Annotated in this window: 22 protein-coding genes; 6 read left to right on the forward strand and 16 right to left on the reverse strand. The window is 47.4% G+C overall.

What is annotated here, in order from left to right; all coding sequences use genetic code 11:
• The first annotated feature begins 168 nt into the window (after positions 1 to 168).
• From ftsY to ABK01_RS06730, 5 genes are read left to right on the forward strand one after another with little or no spacing between them, the layout of a single operon-like run.
• Positions 169 to 1050, forward strand: a complete 882-nt coding sequence (gene ftsY / locus ABK01_RS06710) for a signal recognition particle-docking protein FtsY (RefSeq protein WP_253675047.1) — start codon at positions 169 to 171, stop codon at positions 1048 to 1050.
• Positions 1047 to 1916, forward strand: coding sequence for a hypothetical protein (locus ABK01_RS06715; RefSeq protein WP_253675049.1), 870 nt, complete (start codon positions 1047 to 1049; stop codon positions 1914 to 1916). Before ftsY ends, ABK01_RS06715 begins: the two co-directional genes overlap by 4 nt.
• Positions 1913 to 3193, forward strand: a complete 1281-nt coding sequence (locus ABK01_RS06720; RefSeq protein ID WP_253675051.1) for an ABC transporter permease — start codon at positions 1913 to 1915, stop codon at positions 3191 to 3193. The genes ABK01_RS06715 and ABK01_RS06720 overlap by 4 nt, the downstream gene beginning before the upstream one ends.
• Complete coding sequence (locus ABK01_RS06725) at positions 3186 to 3866, forward strand: ABC transporter ATP-binding protein (protein ID WP_253675053.1); 681 nt, start codon at positions 3186 to 3188, stop codon at positions 3864 to 3866. The genes ABK01_RS06720 and ABK01_RS06725 overlap by 8 nt, the downstream gene beginning before the upstream one ends.
• Positions 3863 to 5215: an ABC transporter permease gene (locus tag ABK01_RS06730; RefSeq protein WP_253675055.1), complete on the forward strand. Its 1353-nt coding sequence runs from the start codon at positions 3863 to 3865 to the stop codon at positions 5213 to 5215. Before ABK01_RS06725 ends, ABK01_RS06730 begins: the two co-directional genes overlap by 4 nt.
• A 104-nt stretch (positions 5216 to 5319) precedes the next feature.
• On the opposite strand, the gene ABK01_RS06735 is transcribed toward ABK01_RS06730, so the two are convergent.
• The 16 genes from ABK01_RS06735 to ABK01_RS06810 form a co-directional block, all read right to left on the reverse strand.
• Positions 5320 to 6306, reverse strand: a complete 987-nt coding sequence (locus ABK01_RS06735) for an RluA family pseudouridine synthase (protein WP_253675057.1) — start codon at positions 6304 to 6306, stop codon at positions 5320 to 5322.
• Positions 6299 to 6880 (reverse strand): hypothetical protein, encoded by a 582-nt coding sequence (locus ABK01_RS06740; RefSeq protein WP_371922038.1) that lies wholly within the window; start codon positions 6878 to 6880, stop codon positions 6299 to 6301. Before ABK01_RS06740 ends, ABK01_RS06735 begins: the two co-directional genes overlap by 8 nt.
• A 34-nt stretch (positions 6881 to 6914) precedes the next feature.
• Complete coding sequence (gene rsmA / locus ABK01_RS06745; RefSeq protein ID WP_253675064.1) at positions 6915 to 7778, reverse strand: 16S rRNA (adenine(1518)-N(6)/adenine(1519)-N(6))-dimethyltransferase RsmA; 864 nt, start codon at positions 7776 to 7778, stop codon at positions 6915 to 6917.
• Positions 7759 to 8649, reverse strand: a complete 891-nt coding sequence (locus ABK01_RS06750) for an acyl-[acyl-carrier-protein] thioesterase (RefSeq protein WP_253675066.1) — start codon at positions 8647 to 8649, stop codon at positions 7759 to 7761. Before ABK01_RS06750 ends, rsmA begins: the two co-directional genes overlap by 20 nt.
• Before the next feature lie 595 nt (positions 8650 to 9244).
• Positions 9245 to 10393 (reverse strand): SGNH/GDSL hydrolase family protein, encoded by a 1149-nt coding sequence (locus tag ABK01_RS06755; RefSeq protein ID WP_253675068.1) that lies wholly within the window; start codon positions 10391 to 10393, stop codon positions 9245 to 9247.
• A 16-nt stretch (positions 10394 to 10409) separates the two neighbouring features.
• A complete protein-coding gene (locus tag ABK01_RS06760; RefSeq protein ID WP_212564848.1) occupies positions 10410 to 11951 on the reverse strand; it encodes an MBOAT family O-acyltransferase in 1542 nt (513 codons plus the stop codon).
• Positions 11952 to 11962: 11 nt separating this feature from the next.
• Positions 11963 to 12586 carry a periplasmic-type flagellar collar protein FlbB gene (locus ABK01_RS06765; RefSeq protein ID WP_212564847.1) on the reverse strand — a complete coding sequence of 208 codons (624 nt, stop codon included), beginning with the start codon at positions 12584 to 12586 and terminating at the stop codon, positions 11963 to 11965.
• Between the two features lie 48 nt (positions 12587 to 12634).
• Positions 12635 to 13030 (reverse strand): hypothetical protein, encoded by a 396-nt coding sequence (locus ABK01_RS06770; RefSeq protein WP_253675069.1) that lies wholly within the window; start codon positions 13028 to 13030, stop codon positions 12635 to 12637.
• Positions 13030 to 13287 carry a hypothetical protein gene (locus ABK01_RS06775; protein WP_212564845.1) on the reverse strand — a complete coding sequence of 86 codons (258 nt, stop codon included), beginning with the start codon at positions 13285 to 13287 and terminating at the stop codon, positions 13030 to 13032. Before ABK01_RS06775 ends, ABK01_RS06770 begins: the two co-directional genes overlap by 1 nt.
• Positions 13288 to 13437: 150 nt before the next feature.
• A complete protein-coding gene (gene hflC / locus ABK01_RS06780) occupies positions 13438 to 14436 on the reverse strand; it encodes a protease modulator HflC (RefSeq protein WP_253675071.1) in 999 nt (332 codons plus the stop codon).
• Positions 14433 to 15371 (reverse strand): FtsH protease activity modulator HflK, encoded by a 939-nt coding sequence (hflK, locus tag ABK01_RS06785; RefSeq protein ID WP_253675080.1) that lies wholly within the window; start codon positions 15369 to 15371, stop codon positions 14433 to 14435. The genes hflC and hflK overlap by 4 nt, the downstream gene beginning before the upstream one ends.
• Before the next feature lie 224 nt (positions 15372 to 15595).
• Positions 15596 to 16549, reverse strand: coding sequence for a D-2-hydroxyacid dehydrogenase (locus ABK01_RS06790; protein ID WP_253675082.1), 954 nt, complete (start codon positions 16547 to 16549; stop codon positions 15596 to 15598).
• Positions 16550 to 17097: 548 nt separating this feature from the next.
• A complete protein-coding gene (locus ABK01_RS06795; protein ID WP_253675083.1) occupies positions 17098 to 18363 on the reverse strand; it encodes a Glu/Leu/Phe/Val family dehydrogenase in 1266 nt (421 codons plus the stop codon).
• Positions 18364 to 18689: 326 nt separating this feature from the next.
• Positions 18690 to 19142, reverse strand: a complete 453-nt coding sequence (locus tag ABK01_RS06800) for a double zinc ribbon domain-containing protein (RefSeq protein WP_230974330.1) — start codon at positions 19140 to 19142, stop codon at positions 18690 to 18692.
• Positions 19054 to 19353 (reverse strand): FmdB family zinc ribbon protein, encoded by a 300-nt coding sequence (locus tag ABK01_RS06805; RefSeq protein WP_212564840.1) that lies wholly within the window; start codon positions 19351 to 19353, stop codon positions 19054 to 19056. The genes ABK01_RS06800 and ABK01_RS06805 overlap by 89 nt, the downstream gene beginning before the upstream one ends.
• 47 nt (positions 19354 to 19400) lie before the next feature.
• Positions 19401 to 20261 carry a lipoprotein gene (locus ABK01_RS06810; RefSeq protein WP_371922039.1) on the reverse strand — a complete coding sequence of 287 codons (861 nt, stop codon included), beginning with the start codon at positions 20259 to 20261 and terminating at the stop codon, positions 19401 to 19403.
• Between the two features lie 296 nt (positions 20262 to 20557).
• Here ABK01_RS06810 and gyrB point away from each other — a divergent pair, with 296 nt between their 5' ends.
• Complete coding sequence (gene gyrB / locus ABK01_RS06815; protein WP_212564839.1) at positions 20558 to 22474, forward strand: DNA topoisomerase (ATP-hydrolyzing) subunit B; 1917 nt, start codon at positions 20558 to 20560, stop codon at positions 22472 to 22474.
• Position 22475: the final 1 nt, after the last annotated feature.

Below are 22475 nucleotides of genomic sequence, written 5' to 3' on the forward strand. Positions count from 1 at the left end.
AGATGCCCTATAATAAACCTGTTCGGAAACTTCCGTTTCTGAACAGGTTACCTTGAAATGCGATGTTCTAAATTGCGCTATTTGTGCGATTTAGAACTCGTCGATCTATTCGAAAACGCAGTTATCGAATAGGTCTAATATGTAATACTGAATATATTGGAGAAAAATATGGCTAAAAAAAGTTTTTCCGAAGGCTTAAAGAAACTGTTCGGCATTCATTCCAAATTGGATGATTCTTTTTTTGAAAGCGTTACCGATACGTTGGTAGAAGGCGATATCGGCGCTCAATTTGCATTTGAGATTGAAGACCGGCTCCGCGCGGAATGCAAAAAGCGGAAGGTTGAACAACAAGAGCAGGTATTACAGGTTTTATATGATATTTTACTTCCCTTTTTGCCGGTCGCTTCTTTTACGCCGGAGAAAGATAAAACTTCCGTGTATTTATTGCTTGGCGTAAACGGAGTGGGAAAAACGACAACTACGGCAAAGCTTGCTCAATATTATAAATCACGCTTTGAAGCACCGATCATCCTTGCCGCTGCGGATACCTTTAGGGCAGCCGCGATAGAGCAGCTTGAATATCACGGAAAACAGCTTGATGTGCGGGTTATTGCGCATCAGTACGGCGGAGATCCGGGGGCGGTTATCTTTGATGCTGCGCAGGCGGTGCGGGCGCAGGGCGGCGGGCTTGTTATCGCCGATACCGCCGGGCGGCTCCATAATAAGGAAAACCTCGTGCGGGAATTACAAAAAATCAATAGGATTGCCGAATCGAAAACCGATGAGGGATGTTATAAAAAAATACTCATACTTGATGTAACGGCAGGACAAAGTGGCTTTAGACAGGCTGAGGTTTTCCACGAGGCGGTCGGTGTCGATGCCGTTATCCTGACAAAATACGATTCGACGGCAAAGGGCGGTATCGCGCTCAGCGTGGGACGGCAGCTGAATCTGCCGGTCATTTTTACCGGTACCGGCGAAAAATACGGAGACTTTGCTCCCTTCAACGCCGATACCTATCTGCGGGAATTTATCGGTATGCCGGTATGAAACGCCTCGCTTTGTGCTGCCTCCTTTTAACGGTTGGCTTACTCTGCCGTTCGCCGCTCGCTGCTGCCGGAAAGACGGAATCAACGGATACGCCGCGGCCTGCCGAAAAAATGAAACCAACGGATGAGCCGAATCAGTCCGGAGAAAAACAGCAAGAATCACCGGATACGGCGCAAACTTCTAAGGTCGGAAATGCCGCCGGCAGCACTCAAATGGAAGAGATTCCGGCAGATACAGCGCCGGCAGATACTCCCCAAGCAGAGAAGGTTTCTGCGGAAACTGCAAAGAGCGCTGCAACGAATGGCGGAACCGCTTCACCGGCGGACGGTACGGACGGGAAAGAGGGCGAAAATGGCGAACCTGTCGATTCTACCTTTGCCTCAATTCATAGCAAAGGATTAGCTGTTGCAGACGGAAATAAATGGTACTACGAAGGTTTTGACCGGCAAGGACGGTCAGCCTTTGGAGTGCTCTACGAAGATGGTGCCGCGATTGAAAAAACGGTATGGACATATCAGGGTGCCGCCCGCTATCCCGAGCAAAAAAAAATACTCCGCAAGGAATCGTCGGAAATTTTCCGCTATAACGAGAAAGGAAAAGAACTGACCGTCGAGCGGTACGAAGGAAAAACCTTGGCATCAAAGACGGAAAACGTCTATAACGCTGCTGATAAACTGATTGAACAGACAATTACCGCAGGAAAAAACACCGATCGGTCGGTATGGGAATTCGTCGGTGATAAGGCTGTTACTCAAACAAAATACCGTAACGGGAAGAAAACCGCCTTTATCGAGCTGCATAGTACGCCGCATATTGTACACCTCTATGTCGATGATAAAGAAGTGTATGTAGGGGAGGAACAGTGAAACGTACCGACCTTGCATGGATTTTTTTTGTATTGCGGCGGTTTAATGCTGCGGATACCAAGGGGCGTTCGGCAATTACCGGAATCCTTTCCGTACTCGGCATCGCCTTCGGAGTTACGGTGCTTATCGTAATACTTGCCGTGATGAACGGTTTTCAGCGCAGTTTTATCGACACTATTTTACAGGTAAGCTCGGCGCATGTGCAGCTGTACGGCTCCGAAGCGGCGCTTGAAAAGGCAAAAGCTGCGGGCGGGTTCCAATCTTTTTATATATTTTCAGAAACGCAAACGATAATGCAGGGGAACTACGGCAGGCAACAGCCGGCCATACTCCGCGCCGTGCCGGAAACGGTCTTAAGCGATGACCGCGGCTTTTCCGGCGCTATAACGATGATGGAAGGCTCTTTTGACCTCGGCACGCCAAATGCCGTTGTGCTCGGATATGAGCTTGCCCGTATGCTTTCGGTTTCCGCCGGGGATAAGATTTCACTGCTCGCGCTTTCGGGCACTGCGGATACCGACATCTTTCCGGAGGATGCGGAGTGCCGGATTACTGGTTTAATGAAGACCGGCTATTATGCAATTGACGCGGGCTTTGCCTTTATGTCCACGGAGACCGGCGAGCGGTTGTGCGGCAAACAACAGGAGCTGTCCGCTGCAGTAAAGCTTCAAAATTCGGAGACTGACGGAATATATATTGCCCGCATTTCCGCAGCCGTGCCCGAACTGAAAACGGAATCGTGGCGTACCTATAATCAAGCTTTTTTCGGAGCTTTGCGTATCGAAAAAAATACGATGTTTATGCTCGTGTTTTTAATCTTTGTGGTGGTTACTGTGAATATTTACAACGGAATGCGGCGTTCCATCTATGAGCGGCGGGAGGAAATTTCGGTGCTTGCTTCGTTGGGCGCTAAAAAAGAACATATCCAAGCCCTCTTTATCGCTAACGGTTTTACAATCGGGCTTTTGGGCGCTTCCATCGGCTTGCTGTTGGGACTGCTGCTTTCTGCAGATATCAATCGGGTGTTTTTATTGGCGGAGTACCTGGTAAATGCCGTCATTGAAGCGGCAAATATTTTGTTGGAGCACACGTTTTTTACCGGCTTTAGTATTTTCAGTCCCAAATACTTTTACATCGATTCGGTTCCGGTGCGTATCTTTTTCGGCGAAGTTTTTTTGGTGTTCTTATTCGGCGTCTTTTCTGCGAGTTTTGCCGCTTCAGTTGCAGCCCGAAAAATTCTAACCCTTAAACCTGCGGAGGTGCTGCGCTATGAATAAACCGATTTTGGCATTGACAAACGTTTCAAAAACCTTTCAATCGGAAGCGGATTCAATCCGCATCTTGCAAAACTTACGTCTGATAATCGAACAGCCGGCAAAAATCGCCGTCGTAGGAGAGTCCGGCTGCGGGAAAAGCACTTTTTTAAATATTATCGGCGGCTTGGAACAGGCGGATTCGGGTGAGATTATTGCGGGCGGATATGAACTGCACCGGCTCAATGAAAGCGGACTAACGGACTACCGCCGTTTTTACCTCGGTTTTATTTTTCAATTTCACTATTTGTTGAAAGACTTTACGGCGCTCGAAAATGTGATGCTTCCGGCACTCATCGCGGGTATGCCCAAAAAAGAGGTAAAAGAGAAAGCTATTGCGCTTTTGCATGATGTCAAGTTGGAAACGCGGCTTCATCATTTTCCCGCACAGCTGTCCGGCGGAGAGCGGCAGCGGGCGGCGGTTGCCCGTGCGCTTATCAATAACCCTTCGCTTATTTTAGCTGATGAGCCGACCGGCAACCTTGATCCCGCAAATGCGCACGGGGTGCAGGAGCTGCTTTTTTCGATAGCGGATAAACATCATAAAACACTTATCATCGTGACGCATGATCAGGGAATTGCCGCCGATACCGATCTATGCTACCGGCTTGAGCAAGGGAAGTTGCAGCTTTTATGAATTTTTTATTGGCATGGAAGCTTGCGCTGCGGTATCTGGGACTGAATGCAGGAAAGACAGTTTCAAACGCACGGAAAAGTTTAATCGGCGCTGTCTGGGGCATCGGTATCAGCATCATTCCGTTGGTTATTGTGCTCGTTGTGTCTGACGGAATGATCAAGGGGATTACCTCCCGTATGATTGAACTGGGGAGCGGACACATACAGGTGCTCGACTTGCGCCCGACGCCGCGGAATGCACAGACAGCCGATGAGCGGAAGCAAAGCATCCAAGAAGTTTTTAATTCAATCCGCATGACTGCACAGTCGGCGCTCACCGGTTCTCGGCGGCAACAGGAAGGTACGGGGTTACTCATCGGCAAGACCGGCCGCAGCGGAGGCACAATACGGGCAATAGAGACGGGCTATTTTACCGAAAATCCGGCGGCACGGAACCTGTTAACGGTGGTAGACGGCAGTCTTGAATTTGACGGCGCCCGCTCCATCCTGCTCGGCAAAAAGATTGCGGAGAAAACCGGTCTTAAAGTCGGAGACAGCTGCTCGCTGCTTACGCTGCTGCCGCAGTATTCAGGCAATCAGACAAAGCCGAAACTTACTCGTTTTAAGGTTGTCGGCATTCTTTCCTCCGGTTATCAGGAATTGGATGCACTGTGGATCTTTATCCCGTTGGAGTCTGCCGATGCAGTATTGTCGCCGCAATCTTCGCTGAGCGCTCTTGTTGTCAGTATTGCAGATCCTTTTAACGACGTCTTGCTTGCGGAAGCAAAAGACGCCATTCGGCAACTGTTACCGGCGGGATTTTCGGTGTATACGTGGCAGGATTTAAACCGTTCTCAATTTTATTCATTTCAGACTTCAAAGAATCTTTTGATGTTCATTATGTTTTTGATTCTTCTTGCTGCCTCGGTCAATGTTTCGTCGGCAATGGTAATGCTCATCATGGAGCGGCGGAAGGAAATTGCAATTCTTAAAGCGACCGGAGCGCATCCGTTTTTTATCACCCTGTCGTTTTTACTCGCAGGTCTCTTTACGGGAGCAGCAGGACTCTGTATCGGCTTAACCGGTGGGATACTGGCGGCTTTACACATCAACGAGCTGTTTGTCGCTTTTGAGCACGCAATCAATATAGGGCAGACCGCGTTCTATTATATGCTGGGAAAAACGGGCAGCCCCGAAACCATCCGCCTCTTAGCGCCCGAATACTATTTGGAGTATATCCCCATATCCCTCAATGCTACCGAGCTTTATATAATCGCCGCCGGAACGCTTATTCTGTCGGTAATTGTCTGCCTGCTGCCCGCCGTGTATGCAGGTAAAGAAAAGCCCTTGGAAAGTATGCGGAAGGTATAAGCGAACGGAGCTGTCAATCAACTGTATGAAATTTTAGATAAAATTTCGTACAAAAGGAAAGCAATCGCTTAAAATATTTGTGATGCGATTGCCGTGTTAATATCTCAGCTATTCCCCTGCGGCTGTCGCTTCTGCAAAAGGCGCAGGACTGTCAGGAATTTTCGGGGCGGCGGGGCGGTAAACACGGCTTTTTCACGTGCTGAAGGGAGCGTAATACGGAGCCGATACGCATGGAGCATCAACCCGTATTGTTTCCACTCCGCCTCTTTTTTTCCATACAGCGGATCCCCGACAATCGGACAGCCGATAAACCGCGCGTGGAGCCGAATCTGGTGAGTTCTACCGGTATCGATTTTAAAGAGCGCCAGCGCATATTTCCCATATACCCGCAATACCTTATAGCGGGAACGCGCATATTTTCCCTTAGACAAATCGCCTGAGGCGGCAAACCGAATGCGGCTATGTCCGTCACGGAATACCGAAGTTTCGATAATACCGGTCTGCTTTTCCGGTATGCCGTTCAAGATTGCAAGATAATATTTTTCCGTACGCCGCAGCTTAAACTCGTTTTTTAGAAAGGCTTCCGCCTCGGCGCTACGGGCGGTGATAAGGATGCCGGAGGTATCCTTATCAAGTCGGTGAACGATACCCATACGCGATAGCTCGGTAAAATTTTCTTTTCCCTGCTCCGCTTCGAGCAAGCGAGCGAATGCGTCATGGATAGGAGAAGTGTGCAAACGATAATAGGCAAGCGCCTGTACCAGCGTCCCCGTCCAGTTGCCTGCCGCAGGGTGCGTTACCATACCAGCCTGCTTATTTACCACAATGACATCGTTATCTTCATACAGGATACGGAGCGGAATGTGTTCAGGGATAAGAACATCGGGGAGCGGATTTTCCCATATCAGTGTGATACGGTCGCCCGCTTGCACAGTGCTTGAAAGTTTTGCCTGCCGCTCGTTAAGCTGCACGGATTGCATCCCCATTTTCAGCTGCGAACGGGTCATGCCGGTAAGAATGCTGCTGCAAAACGCATCAAGCCTCAGCTTAGCGGTACCTTCCGGAACCTCAAGCTCAAATACTTTAGTCATAATGCTGCGCTGCCGTATCGGTCTTGCCGCCCTGAGCGGAAGGATCTGCAGCGACGTTCTTCTCTAATAGCCTTGCAATTCCGCCGATAGAACCCGCAGATAATGCGGCATCGGTCATGTGCTGCAAAGTCTGAGGTTCTACTTCAGTTGATGGTTTTATCGGAATAAACTGAATGGGATCTTCGGTAAAGGCATTTTCCCGTTCCAAACGTTTTTTTACTGCGGAACGTTTAATAGCGCGGTACGTTATATCGATTAACGCGATTGTCATTGATATACCGGCGGCGGTAAGGAACACGCCGAGCTGTTCTTTTTCGGTCAGCGCGACCGCTTTATCAGCCTGTTTGAGCGGCCACGGATAATAGGCGGGGTCTTTGGGGTGTTTTGCAGCTCGAATCATATCGTAGCCCCAAAAAGAGAGCAACGTAACAAAGGGAAGCGCCCCGAAGGACAATATTTCAAACCGTCGAAGCTCCCGCTGCCAAAGAGGGAATTCCTCTTTGGTATAGGGAACCGGCGTATGATCTTCTTTTTTTTCTTCCGCAATCAGCGGCATCTGCGCAGCGGTCATCATGCACAGAACCAAAAACGCAGTACAACGCAATCGTTTATTCATCACAGCCCGCCAGTGTATCCGATAATCGGATAAAATCATAGACCGTAAGAGATTCCGCACGGGCGGCGGGATCGATTTCGGCTGCTTTCAGCAAGGATTCCGCAGACAGCGTCTTTTTTCCCCGTGCAGCAAGGATCGTACTTAAATTATTCTTTACCGTTTTACGCCGCGCACTGAACAAACCGCGGACAAGACTTAAAAAAAAACGCGCATCGCGTACCGGCTGCGGGGACTGCTTTTTGGTAAAGCGGAGCGCCCGTGATTCGACATTCGGTTTAGGCCAAAAAGCGGCGGGAGCAATATCGCGGATCGGTTCCACATCATAAGCCCACTGGCACAGCACCGAAAACGATGAATAATCAGCGCTTCCCGGAGCCGCGGTCATCCGGAGTCCAACCTCTTTTTGCACGGTTATCACCATACGGTCAAAAAAACACTCGGCTTCGATTGTCGCCGCGATGAGCTTTGCCGCAATATTGTACGGCAGATTCCCGAAAAAGGCTTCCGGTGCATGCCGTTGATACTCCGCTTTCCATGTTTTAAGCACATCGCCTTCTATTAAATGAAACGAATGATAGGAGCCGAAGTATGACGTTAAAAGCTGTACGAAGCCGCGGTCTATTTCGAATACGGTTAGATCGGCACCGGCTTCTAACAACAGCGACGTCATCGAGCCAAGCCCAGGGCCGACTTCCCATACAGTATCTCCGGCGGAAAGACCGAGTGCGGAAACGAGCTCCTGCCGTATATGTGCGTTAATCAAAAAGTTTTGTCCGAATTTTTTCTGCATCCCGAACCCGTGTTCATCAAGCACGGTGGCGAGTGCGGACGGCGCGTTATAGTCGGGATGTTTCATGTTCAACCTGAAGCGGCCGTGCCATCTTCCGTTCGTCAGCCCATTCACTACGGGCGCGGAATACCTCGCTGCCGTCGGCAGTTCTCACAATAGAATGCACACACACATTGTCTTCACTATAAGAGCAGCGGCAGCAGAGTTCTTCCCCATATTGAGCGGAAATCAAAAAATTGGTATCAAGTACGCGGAGCAATTTGCCACGGCAAAAACCGGCATCCATAAACGATAGTGCCCAGCGGATATAATGAAGGTTATTGACGTGTCCGTTCATATCGATGTCCAAAAGCGACGGATGGAATAGCTCTTCTTGATCCCAGTGTTCGGGCAAGGGTATCTTCGCAAAAACCCGTCCTTCCAAATGCTCGTCACAAAAGGTCAGCGAACCGAACACCATATCGTCAAGAATGGCAGGCTGATTGGTTTGCATATTCAGCACAATCCAGCATGTACTGCCGCGCACACACAGCTCTCCATGCCGCAGCAACGAGTCTGCCGTCCATTCCGTACCCTTCCGTTCCGCCGCATCAAAATCTTTAAAGGCCGCAGACAACGAATCTTTCTTTCCGCCCTCGGCATAGTAATAGGCAAAATCCCGAAAACAAAAAAGCCCCTTCGGCGGCTGCGCCCATGTTTGTAACGTCAGGCAATCGAGCCAGAGCGGGTATTCATGTATTTCAAAATGCTGCTTCGAAATAATCCACATCAACCCCCGTTCTTGCAGCTGCGGCATAAATATACCGGTAGAACTATAGTGATTAGCCGCCAAATCCTGCGAAAGCGCAGCAACGGTTAACGGCGTACAGCGATACTGCCCATCGATGGCAGTGGTCGGCACCGTATACGGCATCATATATTTATTGTCGAGTATCATGGGAAGTAGTGTAACTGCTTTTAAATCATTGTTCAATGTGTTTCAAATACGTAATCAGGGCAACCGCATGAAAAATATTTTTAGTGGTTGCCTTCCTTCTGTGCGAAATTTCATAGGTATAAGGTGAGCGTCTACAATGACGCCGCTCACCTTAACCGTCAAGTTTTCTTTCGAAAACTTGCGTATTGATGCGTGCGCTTGACGCGCACCAATGCAACAGTTTCAAAAATTCATATTTTGTTCAACTGTTGCATTTTAAGGAAATAAAATTTCGCACATTTTTCCAGCAGACAGGTAAACGCATCAGATAGAGTAGATAAAAACCGCGGAAAAATTGAGACTGTGAGACCATTTGAACCATCTTCAACTGTTGTACATCCATGTACATCAGTTGAAGGCGAGTTTTGTGCACGCACAAAACATCGCTGTACTGACAGGAAGTCAGTGGTTCCAAACAGTATCGAGTTTTTCATCAGGAAAACTCGAAGCTAAAAAATGTACAGGGATGTACATTTTTTAGCGATGCCATCCTTGGCAGTTCTGGTCGAATAGTTTCAATTTTTCCACGAGGGTGTTTAAAAACGGTCTGATGCGTTTACCTGAATGCATAGTCGCAGTGCAGGCGGTCAATGAATTGCTTCATTAAATACTCGCCGCCCTCGATTGTGTAGTGGATACCGTCGCTTTGCATGAGGGATATCCATGCGCTGCCTTCAGGCTTAATTGCGCCGAGGTATCCCGTTCCGTATCGCTCGACGAGGCTTTTGAGCGAAATTCTGACCAGCTTTTTAGAATCGTATTCTTCCGCGATGGAATCGTGCACTGCATTTAGGTATTGCATCTTTTCGTTATATGCAGCGCTCCGAACGACCGGTAAGCCGAGCCAGTACAGCCGCGGAACGGAAGCGAGCGCAGTGTCGAGGTGTACTTTTACCATTTTACGGTACACCTCTTCCCATTCAGGGGTACCCGCCGTAAGCATGATGCCGCCGGTTGTCCACATATCCTGATAGTCATTCATCCCTAAAAAAATGACGGCTGCATCAAAACGTTCCCCGTCTTTTTGACCGGCAAACACGGCTTCAAGTTTTTGCGGCCAGTTATAGTAATCGGAACGGAGAAAACCGGAAGAAGGAACGCTTAATTCCCGCACGGCAATAGAGGTATCGGAACCGAGCGCGCGGGTCATACCGGCAGCGATACTGCGCATTTGGGAATCCCCGAAAAAAAATATCCGCAGAGGCGTCCGTGCAGAATGAATAACCGGCAGTGCGACATTGCGGAGCGTTTCTTTAGAAACCTGTCTGCTCAACTCGGCAGGTATACCTTCCCGTTCATTCAGCGTATCCGAAAAACCGGGTAGTGTTTCGATATAGCCCTGTTCACCGGTTATTGCATAAAAGGCTGCAACCTCGCTGTCGTACACCCCTTGTCGGTAAAAAAACGTATCCCATTCGCCGCGCTCCGCTAATCCCGCCCCCCGTATAAACGCATTCCTGAGTACGGGAATAACGGCTGCTACCGGAATTGCTTCGGTAACGGAAACAATCGGAGCGGTGAGCGCGCTGTAAATATTTTTTAAAGAAGCTCTTTTGATGTTTTGCACCGGATGCGCAAGCCGCTGCCCTAAAAACGGAATAAGAATAAGCAGCGCTAGCACCGCAAAGAAAAAACACTGGTTGGGAGAGTATCGGCCGTTCCACTCTTGCTGAGCAGATTCGCCGTGTTGACTGGGTTCATTCATACTTTGCACATCCTCCTTAAAAGCCGAAGTAGATAAACGGTGCGATACCGGAGGTCGACACAATGTTGAGAGCGACAAAAAACAGCACAACGGCAGCGGTCTTTACTGCAAGCGGCAGCCGCACATACCGTGTAAACCATACGCGGCGCGTCTCTTCTTTCGGGATTTGCAGTAGGAAGGCGGCGGCAAGCGGTACCAGCACAAACCAATGCACCGTGCGAATCGGCTGTGTGATATTCTTGAGCGAAGAAAGATACAACGCAATTTCCCGCACGGTACTCGACCGGAAAATCAACCAGCTGATATTGATAAACACAAACATACCGCCGAGCCGAAGCAGCTGTTTTATATCAATATCCCGGCCGGCAAACCGCACCATGCCGCGGCGCGGTTTATCGGATACAGCCGTTGCAGCAATGAGAGATCCTTGGTTGCCCGCAGCAGTGTTTATAGCGGCGGCGCGGCGCTCTTTGCCGAGTACGGCGACAACCCGCTCTGCGGCGCAGGCAATACCCTGAAGCAGCCCCCACAGTATAAAAGGAAGAGAGCCGCCGTGCCACACCCCTGCGATGAGCATTGTCCCGACCAGCGCAAACACTGTGCGGACTAACCCGTAGCGTGAGCCGCCGAAGGAAAAATACACATAATCGCGCAGCCACGACGAAAAGCTGATATGCCAGCGCCGCCAAAACTCGCTCACCGATTGGGAAAGATACGGCCGGTTAAAGTTCTGCGGCGCTTCAAAGCCGAGTAAAAGCCCGATGCCGATCGCCATATCGCTGTAACCGGAAAAGTCGCAGTAAATGACAAATGTGTACGACACCAAAGCGACAAGCAGTTCGAGGGTATTGCACTGTGCAGGATTCGCAAATACGGGATCGACGGCAAGCACGGAAAGAAAGGTGGCCAGTACCATCTTTTTATACAGCCCCGACAAGATCAACAGTACGCTGCGGTCAAAGGCGATCGGACGTTCTGCCGTTGCGTCTTGTGTAAGATTGTCCGGCAAGGCGGTAAAAAAAGCTTCCGCCTGCACGATGGGACCCGACGCCAGCTGCGGAAAAAACGAGATATAGAGCATTACTTCGATAAACGATTTAACCGGCCTCATTTTGCAAAGGTAAATATCAAAGATATAACTCATCGAACGGAACGTATAGTACGAAATTCCGACCGGTAATAAGAGTGAGTAACTTTGCAGTTGCAACAATAACGGCGTTTGGAGCTGCCCGTTAAAAAATGTGTAGTTGAAAAAGGAAACAATATTATAAAAATATTTAAAAAAACCGAGGAAGAGAATGTGCAGTACGGTACCGATTATCATCGTAACAGTACGGGGAATATAGTTTTTTTGAATTCCGAGCAGATAACCGATAAGGCCGGACAGCGCCGACACTCCAAACAGCAAGAGGCAAAAACGCCAATCCCAGCAGGCATAAAAAAAATAGCTTGCGCAGGTAAGCAGCACAATCCGTTGTTCTCTCCGCCTGAATACATACCAGTACAGAAAAAAGACAACGGAAAAAAAGAGCGCAAACTGAAGTGTCGGAAATAACATCTCTCAAGAGATTAAGGAAGCGCTGCCGGTTTGTTTGCCATCTTGCGCTGAATATCGGCGGCGCGATTCGCCGGCATCAACGAGAACCAGTATGCAACGGAAGATGTTTTGTTCGCTTTTTTTGCTATTGCCTCTACCGCCCGCAGTACATCGATAATATCTTGATCATCCATTTGCAATAAGTTTGCGACCGCTTTCTCAGGCTGCATACCGTTGATATACCGCGCAATCTGGTCGATATTCGCTTCTCGCATATCTCGTTCCGTCATCATCTGTTTAAAAGACTTTTCTTTTTCTTCTATAATAGAAAGCCGATCGTCCAGTTCCTGCGATACCTGCGCCGCTTCTTTTTCGCGGGCGGTAACATCAGCTTCTTTTTTATCAAGCTCCTGCGAACGGACATCCAAGGCAATCAACCGCTTTGCATACCGGTCGGCATCCAAATCCGCATCCGCATCAGCCGGAGAAGCGACACCGGCAGGTGTCTTTAATCCGAACAACGAGTATACCGGCGAAAAGATTCCTCGCGCATTGATTAAGCCGAGATAGCTAAACCAAAAAAGTCCGCCGAAAACCAATATAATAATCAATAAAAGTAATACTATTACTCGTCCAAAAGAACCTCTACGTCTCACCGGAGTCCTCCCTGCATATTTCAGTATCGGTAAAAATTCCAACAAATATTAGGGCATTAGGGCGTTGCCCTCATTTCCCTTATCCATACTTGAAAGCGTTACTTTCTGATACGCATCTTTCTTATCATTCGGATGCGGTTCAAGTCCGATTATCGTAATATCAGATTTATTCGGACCATACACCCAAAAAATTCTACCGGCTGCAGGTTTGCTGTTTTCCAAATATGACTGCCAAACTTTCTTTCCATATCGTTTTGTCAGTGCCTCAATATCATGTGTACACAGTCCCGGATATTTCGGGTCAGACGACAGCTTCTTAAAACAGTTCACTAATTTTTTGAATAACATAACTTCATGTTTGTTAGCGACATGAGCTTTAATGTTCTTTTCCAAACCGTTCCAATATTCTCTCATTTCAGGAATACCCATTCTTATGTTGAACATTACTTAATATCCGCATAGGCAGAAAAATCAATGGGTTCGGAAACAAGTCCTTTATTGAAATTTTCCATGCTTGCATCCATCATTTTGAGAGTATTCACTGAAACTTGAAGTGGTTTTGTAAGTTCACGAGGTTCAAGTAATATTCTGCCATCATCATATTCTTCGACATGGAAGTATTCGTAGAACGCATTTCGCAATGTTATCCTTTTTTTTGAGTCGATTTTTGCATCATAGGATTTTAAAACTGTTGTCGGCATAATCTATTTCCTCACGGTGGGAATCCCCACTTTTAAAGTATAAGCTTAAAGATAGAAAAAATCAACAACCCTGACGCAAGCGTCGGGGTATTAAACCTTCCGCACGAATCAAGTCTCCCGTACTTGATTTTATCTACCCATCACACGCTGTTAATGTTTATAGAGATATTGAAAGTATTCCATATCGGTTGATAATATCTTTTCGGTATCGGGAAGCGCGTTTTGATATACCTCAAGGCTCTTCCAAAAGCTATAAAACTCAGGAGACTTGCCGTACGATGCAGCATAGATTGCGGTAGCCTGCGCATCTGCCGTTCCCTTTATCTTCTCCGACTCGGAATACGCCTTTGACAGGATGCTCTTTTTCTCGTTTTCCAACTTACCGAGCCACTCCGCCTTTTTTCCCTCACCGGTAGAACGGAAGGTCTGGGCAATTTGATTCCGTTCCTTAATCATTCTATTATAGACCGAAACCTGCAATTCGTCGGAATATTTTATCTCTTTAAAGATGACATCGATAACCTCAATGCCGAAATCTTCCAGCTGCATATTCGCCTTCTTTAAAATTTCGGCGGCCAGCACATCGCGCCCTTTTTCGATAGCGGCATATACCACCTTTTCCGAACCGGTTACCTCCTCAAGCTTCACGTCGTCCGTATTCAATCCGAATTGCTCTTGATGGACGGTTTCGTTAATGCTGTTGGTAGTGCGGACAACATCATCCAAACTGTTGACGGTGATGATATCCCGTACCGACGAATCGATAATATCGGAAAGCCGCGAATAAGCCCCTTCGTAGGTTACGAGTGACTGATAAAACTTACGGATATCAGAAATACGCCAACGGCTGGTCGTATTCACCTCGATGAATTGCTTTTCTTTGGTGAGGATTTTTTGAGGGTCGCCGTCGATGCGTAACAGTTTTGCCGTATATCGATGCACCTGATGCAAAAGCGGCATTTTAAAATGAAGCCCGGCGTCCGTTTCGGTTTTGACAATCTCACCGAACTGAGTGATAATGGCCGTCTGCCCCTCATGTAAAACATAAAACGGCTTTACCGACAACACAAGAATAAGAATAAACACCACCACTGCGCCAAACCGCACGGTCTTTTTAGCCTTTACCGGATCTATTTTACTCGCTCTCACTGCTCCCCTCCCGAAAGATTTTTTAACGGTAAGAAATTTTTAACGTTTTTATCGATGAAGATTACCTTGTCGGTATTTGAAAATATCTTATCGAGTGTTTCAAGATAGAGCCGCCGCTTGGTAATATCGGGCGCCTTGCTATACTCGACATAGACAGCATTAAATCGGGCAACATCTCCTTCCGCCTTGTTGACCCGTTCCGCCGCATAGCCGCGCGCTTCCTGAATCATCCGGTCGGCCTCTCCTTTCGCTTTAGGGATTTCCTTGTTATAGGCTTCTTTGCCTTCGTTAATCATCCTGTTCATATCCTGGATGGCGATGTTAACGTCCTCAAAGGCTTGCTGCACATCTTCCGGCGGGATAACGTTTTGCAGCTGCACCGACGAAACCGCAATGCCGAGCCCAAGCTGCTTATACTTTTCGTTCATAATCTCCTTGGCAGAGAACTGAATGGAATCGCGTTCCGATCCCATAATATCCAAAATAGCTCGGTCGCCGATTAAGCTGTTGATTGCCGCAGTGGACACATCGCGGACGGTGTTAATCCGTTCCCCTTCTTCAACATTGAAGAGCCACGCCTTAGGATCGATAATGCGGTACTGCACCGTCCACTCAACATTGATAATGTTCAAATCACCGGTTAGCATGGAAGATTCGCTTACGATATTGTTTCGGTACTGACTCCGGTCGGACGCCATCGTGGTACGGAACCCGAACTCTTCTTTTTGAACGGTCGTAACCGGTATATGATACACCCGTTCGACGATCGGAATAATAAACTGCAGCCCGGGCTGCAGCGTCCGGTTGTACTTACCGAGCCGCGTTACCACACCGTTATCCGTTGTCGAAACAACGGTAAAACTGAAAAATGCCAAGATAACGAGTACAACCGCTGCGCCTATTGCAACAAGCTGCCCGTTTTTTAATTGCTTCATCGAGACTCCTTTCGGGCAAGCGTATCAGACATTTTGTAGTACACCCCCGCAGAATATATAAGCACTCCGACCAGAGTTTCGCCGCGTTGCGGCTCAAATGGTCGTCCAGCTTATATATTCTGCGGTATTTGACTGGCTTATCTGATGTGTTTGCCCCTGTATATTTTTTAGTGATGCCAGCGATGGCAGAATTCAGAATTCATAATTCATAATTATGAATTATTCTACACTACATTCTGCGGTTTACCGGAAAGAAAGCTTTTTAAATTATCCGCGGCGAGGTTCAATAGCCGCGTCCGCGCTTCGCGGGTTTGCCATGCAATATGCGGTGTTATAACGCAGTTTGGACAGCCGAACAGCGGATGGTTTGCAGGCGGCGGCTCGGCACTAAGCACATCGGCCGCATAGCCGCCGATGGAACCTTTTTTTAATGCTGCGGCAACCGCTTCATCATCGATAAGCGGCCCCCGTCCGGTATTGATAATAAACACACCCTGCTTTACTTTTGCAAGCGCTGCGGTATCGATCATTTTTTCGCTTGCACTGTTAAGCGGCGCATTCAAGCTGATAATGTCGGCTTCGGCAAGGAGAGTGTCAAGCTCCACCTGCTTCGCCGCCGCGAGCTGCGGTACCGTTTTAGGCGAGCGGTTGACATAAAGCACCCGCATACCCATCACAAGTGCAATTTCCGCAACCTTTTGCCCGATGTGTCCAAAACCGATAATACCAAGCGTTTTTCCCGTCAGTTCAAATGTCGGGAACGAGGTATAGCAGAAATGTGCGCTGCGGCTCCACTTACCGCTGTGTACCTCATCGCTGTGTTCTTTTACGTGCCAATAAAACTGCAAGATGAATGCAAATACCAGCTGGGCAACGCTGTCGGTGCTGTAGCTGGGGATATTCGTTACGGTGATGCCCGCCGCATGAGCCGCCTCTATATCGATAACGTTATAGCCGGTCGCCAGTACGCCGATATAGCGCAGCTTGGGTAAGCGCTCAATCAATTCTTTTGAAAACACAATTTTATTTGATAAAACCGCCTCGCAGTCTTTTACCCGTTCGTACACCTCATCGGGTGCGGTTTTGTCATATATCGTAATATCTGCAATGTCCTGTAAAACTCGCCACGACAAATCTCCCGGATTAAGCGTAAATCCGTCCAATACGGCTGCTTTCATAGTTGAGCCTCCCATAAAAAGTTACTTTTTATTATTATAGAAAAAAACAGCATTTTTTTCTATATGGGGATATTCAGTCCGAATGATACGAGGCAAATCTCATTGAGTTTTCAGAGATTGCTCCTGTAAAAATAAAAAAGGCACATCGGATGATCATTTACGACACCCAATGCGCCTTGTAAATTAAAACCTGTTATCTACCCATATAGAAACGGGGATGTCTCAAAAGTTGGTTACTTTTTCGACATCCCTGCGAGTTTAAAATTAAGTCTTTATACAGTAATGACTGTCAGACCCGCCACGGATGGCGGTGGTTCCCGGCAGCAGCGACGTTTTTGCACAGCAAAAACTCGCCGATGAAAAATGTACAAGGACGTACATTTTGCATCACAACATCGAATCTAAATCTAAGGAAACTGTCCAAAAACTGTTACGCAATCCGCTTTAGCGGATATGATAATTCATTTCCTTACAGAAAAAGCCGATAGGCTTTCAGATTTTGGACAGCCCCGTTCTCATATATTTTCAGGCAAATATGAAGTTCGGGATTAATACCAGCCTCTTACCTTCATCGCTTCATCAATTCTCTTGATAGATTTCATGTAAGTTGCTTGGCGGAAAGAAACGTTCTTTTCTTGCTTCAATGCCCAAATTGGGTTGAACGCATCGATCATCGCACGCTCTTCTTTCTCTTCAACTTCTTTTTCAGTCCAATAGTAGCCGTAGAGGTTCTGTACCCATTCAAAGTAAGAAACGGTAACGCCACCGGCATTGGTCAGAATATCGGGAGTAACGAGGATACCTTTCTTGTAAAGGATTTCGTCAGCTTCCAACGTGATGGGGCCGTTTGCGCCTTCGCAAATTAATTTCGCTTTAATCAGATTAGCTTCGTGCTCTTTAATCGCGTTTTCCATTGCACAGGGGCTGATAACATCGACGTTCAATGCCCAGAAGTCATCGAGAGAAATTCTCTTTGCACCGGGAACATGGAGTAAGCTGCCGTCTTTTGTTTTTGCATCGTTCAATTCTTCAAAGGTAAAGCCGCTTTCTTTGTAGGTTGCGTATGTACCTTCTTTCTTATCGAATTCTGCAACTGCAACGACTTTTCCGCCCAGCTTGATGATATTTTTAACGGTGAACCGTCCGACGTTTCCGAAACCTTGAACGGCAACGGTCGCTTTCTTTAAATCCATACCGATTGCTTTGCATGCTTCACGCATAACAACTGCAACACCGAAACCGGTTGCTTCGTTTCTTCCCTTGGAACCGCCGTAGGTGAGCGGCTTACCGGTAAATACACCGATTGTCTGCTCGCCGGTAAGCTTATTGTACTCGTCCTGCATCCATGCCATAATCTGGCCGTTGGTATTAACGTCCGGAGCAGGTACGTCTACTTTTTCACCCAAGTACTTATACAAACCGCGTACCCAGCCGCGTGAAAGTTGCTCAAGCTCACGCTGAGACAGTTCGGAAGGATCGACCGTGATACCACCCTTTCCACCGCCATAGGGAATACCGGTTACTTGGCATTTAATACTCATCCAAATCGAAAGAGCTTTTACTTCGTCGACATTGACATTCTGATGGAAGCGAATACCGCCCTTGTAAGGACCGACCGCATCATTATGTGCAGCTCTATATCCTTTAAATACCTTGATAGAACCGTTATCCATCTTTACCGGAATGGAAATTTCAATCATCCGCTGCGGTTCTTTCAATAATTCATAGACCGCGGGGTCTGCACCTAAAGCATCACACGCTTTTTTTACCTGTGCCTGTGCATTTGCTAACGGATTTAAGGTTTCTTTGCTCATAAAACTCCTCCTCAATAAGTTTCAGCAAACAATCATATTATGGTAAAATGGAACTAAAAACTTTAGCCGTACTCATTTTACCCCACTTATATTAGATCTATTCGATAACTGCGTTTTCGAATAGGTCGACGAGTTCACGCATCGCACAAATAGCACGATGCAAGAACATCGCATTTCAAGGTACCCTGTTCAGAAACGGAAGTTTCCGAACAGGTTTGTTATCTATAAGTATAGAGCCGAAATTGCTAACAGTCAAGCAAAATTATCATATCTTTGAGAGATCGATATGCCACCGATGTTTTTTGTTTGGAATAAGTATTTTTCGCTTAAAGGAAGAAGAAAAGTGCTGCAAGAACTACACAGAGCAAAATAACTACCCCATATATCCATAAAGGTAAAGGGTCGGCATCAGTGCGAATATCGTTTTTAGGTTTGATATACCGCAGAATATGAAATTTCTTTTTTTTTATTTTTTTTGTATTATTCTTTTTATCCTCTTGTACATCAGGAGTGAATGCATAGCCGCATGAAGGACATCCATCTTTAAACTCTTTATGTGTTCCGGTAAATCCACACGAAGGACACCGCACGGAGGCAAAAAAACGACCGCAATACGGACAGATCACCGCATCACGACGAACTTCTGCATTACAATTTTCACAAAAAAACTTAGGTTGTTTATTCATATATTTAGCTTGAACACGAACAGGCGCCCGAACAGCTACAGCCGCACGACTTGGCCGGTTTATCCTTTTTTTGCAAAGTTCCTTCTTGTCCATCAACTTTCTTCGCATTTGCAGACGCAGCTGTTTTTTGTGTATCGGTTTGATAAAACCCTTTACCGGTAAAATTTAATCCAAATCCTGCGGAGAATACTTGATGAGCGGATGCTCCACATTGAGGGCAAACTATAACGGGAGTATCAGCTATTTTATGCTGCACCTCAAAAGCCGTTCCGCAAGAATCGCACATATAGTCATACGTAGGCATACGCACCCCATAACTACGAAAAATATTTAAAGAGATTTTCGTCAACGCTATAAGCTTTTAAAAAACATAGATTCCAGCATTTTAATGAACTCTGTTTCTGTAATATCGGCATTTTCTACAAAAACAGAAGAGCCTTGAACGGAAAAATCTCCATTCATGCCATGGCTCAGAAGCAACCGGACTACAAGCGCTGTACGAACATCAGTCGTTTCAAATACGGCGGAGCAGCGATAGATCGAATCCGCGTTTTTTTTCAGATAGAGTTCTATCGACCGTATCGGTAATTCGATATCTTCTAAATCCAGCAAAGCGGCTGCGATGAGGTTGCCTGATCGAGCATATAAACCGATTTCACCTACTCCGCCCGTTTCGCTCAGAGCTTGGAACCGAGGCGGGAACACCGGCAAGTGCGGCTCGGCTATCCGCTGCAAAAACGCCGCCGAATTCCGTTGATTATCACCTAAGCACATAAAAGCTGTTTTTTCCTGCACCACTATATCCGCAACCTCGGAAGAATAATAAGTATGATTGTTCAGCGCTACCGCGCGGCGTTTTTCCCAACCGTCTTTTTTAGGAAACAGCAAATCTCCTAAACTAACAGGATAAGAACCGCTCGAAACAACGGTTGCCGACGGCGACGCCCCGTAGTCTGCTCCGATATACAGTACCAATGTCCGGTTTAAATACTGCGCAGCGGTTTTCTCCGGAACAAAGGCGGTAAACAGCGCCTTTAAAAGCGGCTCGTTCCCTGAAACCGGAGCAACTATATACACATCGGCGTCCATTCCAACGGCACCGAAGGCTTGCATATCATACTCAGGCGGACGCGACACACAACCGCTGATAAAAACAACCACAGCGATAAGGCAGCTGTGTCCGACTATTTTAAAAAAACAAGACTTCTGCACGTAATTCCCTTTATTTTTATGCTTCAAATATGAAAATGGCTTAAAAGATAGTTCTTTTTTCATCATTCTTTGCCTACTATAATACGTATGAGGACACACTGTCAATTTGAAATACCCGTACGTTAGTTTCAGCCTTTACTTTTTCGATTGATTATAGTACAATAGCCCGATTTTCATAAAGAACGGGAGCTTCTACCGTTAAAATCATTTTTATAGGATAACCAATAATTCACAGGATACCGCTAAAAATCATTCTTTTATCGGTTCCCTTCATTTTTATTCTCTAAGGATAGTGCATGACAACGCCTTCATATTCAGCGGAAAATATTACGGTTTTAAAGGGGCTGGACGCCGTCCGCAAGCGCCCCGGAATGTATATCGGCTCTACCGGCCCCGATGGGCTGCATCATCTGGTCTACGAAGTTGTCGACAACTGTATCGACGAAGCGATGGCGGGCTATTGCGATACCATTTTAGTCGTATTGGAAAAAAACGATACCGTCAGGGTAGAAGATAACGGGCGCGGTATTCCCGTCGATATTCACCCCGAAGAGGGCGTGAGCGCGCTGGAGTTGGTTTTGACGCGGCTCCATGCAGGCGGTAAATTCGACAAGGGTTCGTACAAGGTTTCCGGCGGTTTGCACGGTGTCGGTGTTTCTGTTGTAAACGCACTTTCTACCGGTATGGAAGCGATTGTATACAGGGACGGCTTTGAATATGTGCAGAAATTTGCGCTCGGTGAGCCGCTCGGTCCTGTTACCAAACGCGGAGAGACGCAAAAGCGCGGCACTACTATCCGCTGGACTGCCGATCCGACTATTTTTACCGAAACAACAACCTATAATTTTGACGTACTGGCAGTCCGGTTGCGAGAACTCGCCTTTTTGAACAACACTATCAGCATTACGCTGCGCGACGAGCGGCTTTCGACTCCAAAAGAGGTAACCTTTGCCTTTGACGGCGGTATTTCTCACTTTGTACGCTACCTGAACGAAAGCAAACAGGTACTGCCTAAGGAACCGATCTATTTTGACGGTGAAAAAAACGATGTCATTGTTGAACTTGCAATGCAGTACAACGACGGCTATAAAGAAAACATCCTTTCTTTTGTCAACGATATTAACACGCGCGAGGGCGGCACCCACCTCGAAGGTTTTAAAACGGCGCTCACCCGCGTGATGAACGAATTCTTGAAAAAGAACGCCAAGCTTTCTAAAAAGATGGAAAAAGAAGAAAAGCTGATGGGCGAAGACGTGCGTGCCGGTTTAACGGCGGTACTGTCGGTCAAAGTCCCTGAGCCTCAGTTTGAAGGACAGACGAAGACCAAGCTCGGCAACAGCGACGTACGCAGCATTGTTGACACCTTTATCAACGAAAAGCTCACCCTCTTTTTTGAGCAAAACCCGACCGAAATCGATAAAATCCTCGAAAAAGCAGTCGGTGAAGCAACTGCTCGTATCGCAGCACGCAAGGCGAAGGAAGCGACCCGCCGGAAAAGCGGACTTGACAGCTTCGGACTACCGGGAAAACTCGCTGACTGTTCTTCCAAAGACCCTGAAAAATGCGAAGTCTACATTGTAGAAGGTGATTCTGCAGGCGGTTCCGCAAAGAAGGGGCGCGACAGCAAGACGCAGGCGATTTTACCGCTGTGGGGAAAGATGCTGAACGTAGAAAAGACCCGGCTCGACAAGGTGATGAGCAATGAGAAACTCCAGCCGATTATCGCAACGCTCGGTACCGGCATCGGCGAGGACTTTAACCTTGATAAAATCCGCTACCACAAGATTATCATTATGGCGGATGCCGACGTTGACGGTTCCCATATCCGCACGCTCTTACTTACCTTCTTTTTCCGCTATATGCCGGAATTGATCGAGCACGGCTATGTGTATCTCGCGATGCCGCCGCTCTATAAAATTTCCTACAATAAAAAAGAATGGTACGTCTATGACGACAGCGAGCGGGACAGCATTTTGAATGAAATCGGACGTAACGTCAGTCCTGCGGTACAGCGATACAAGGGTTTGGGTGAAATGGACGGCACCCAGCTCTGGGAGACAACGATGGATCCCGCCCGCCGTAAGATGATGCGGGTAACCCTGCCCGATGCAGTAGAGGCAGACCGGATTTTCAGCACGCTGATGGGCGAAGAAGTAGAGCCGCGCCGCAAGTTTATCGAAGAAAATGCGGTCTATGCAAATCTCGATGTGTAAT

It is taken from the genome of Treponema sp. OMZ 305 (genome assembly GCF_024181325.1).
In the GTDB taxonomy this organism is placed as follows: Bacteria; Spirochaetota; Spirochaetia; order Treponematales; family Treponemataceae; genus Treponema.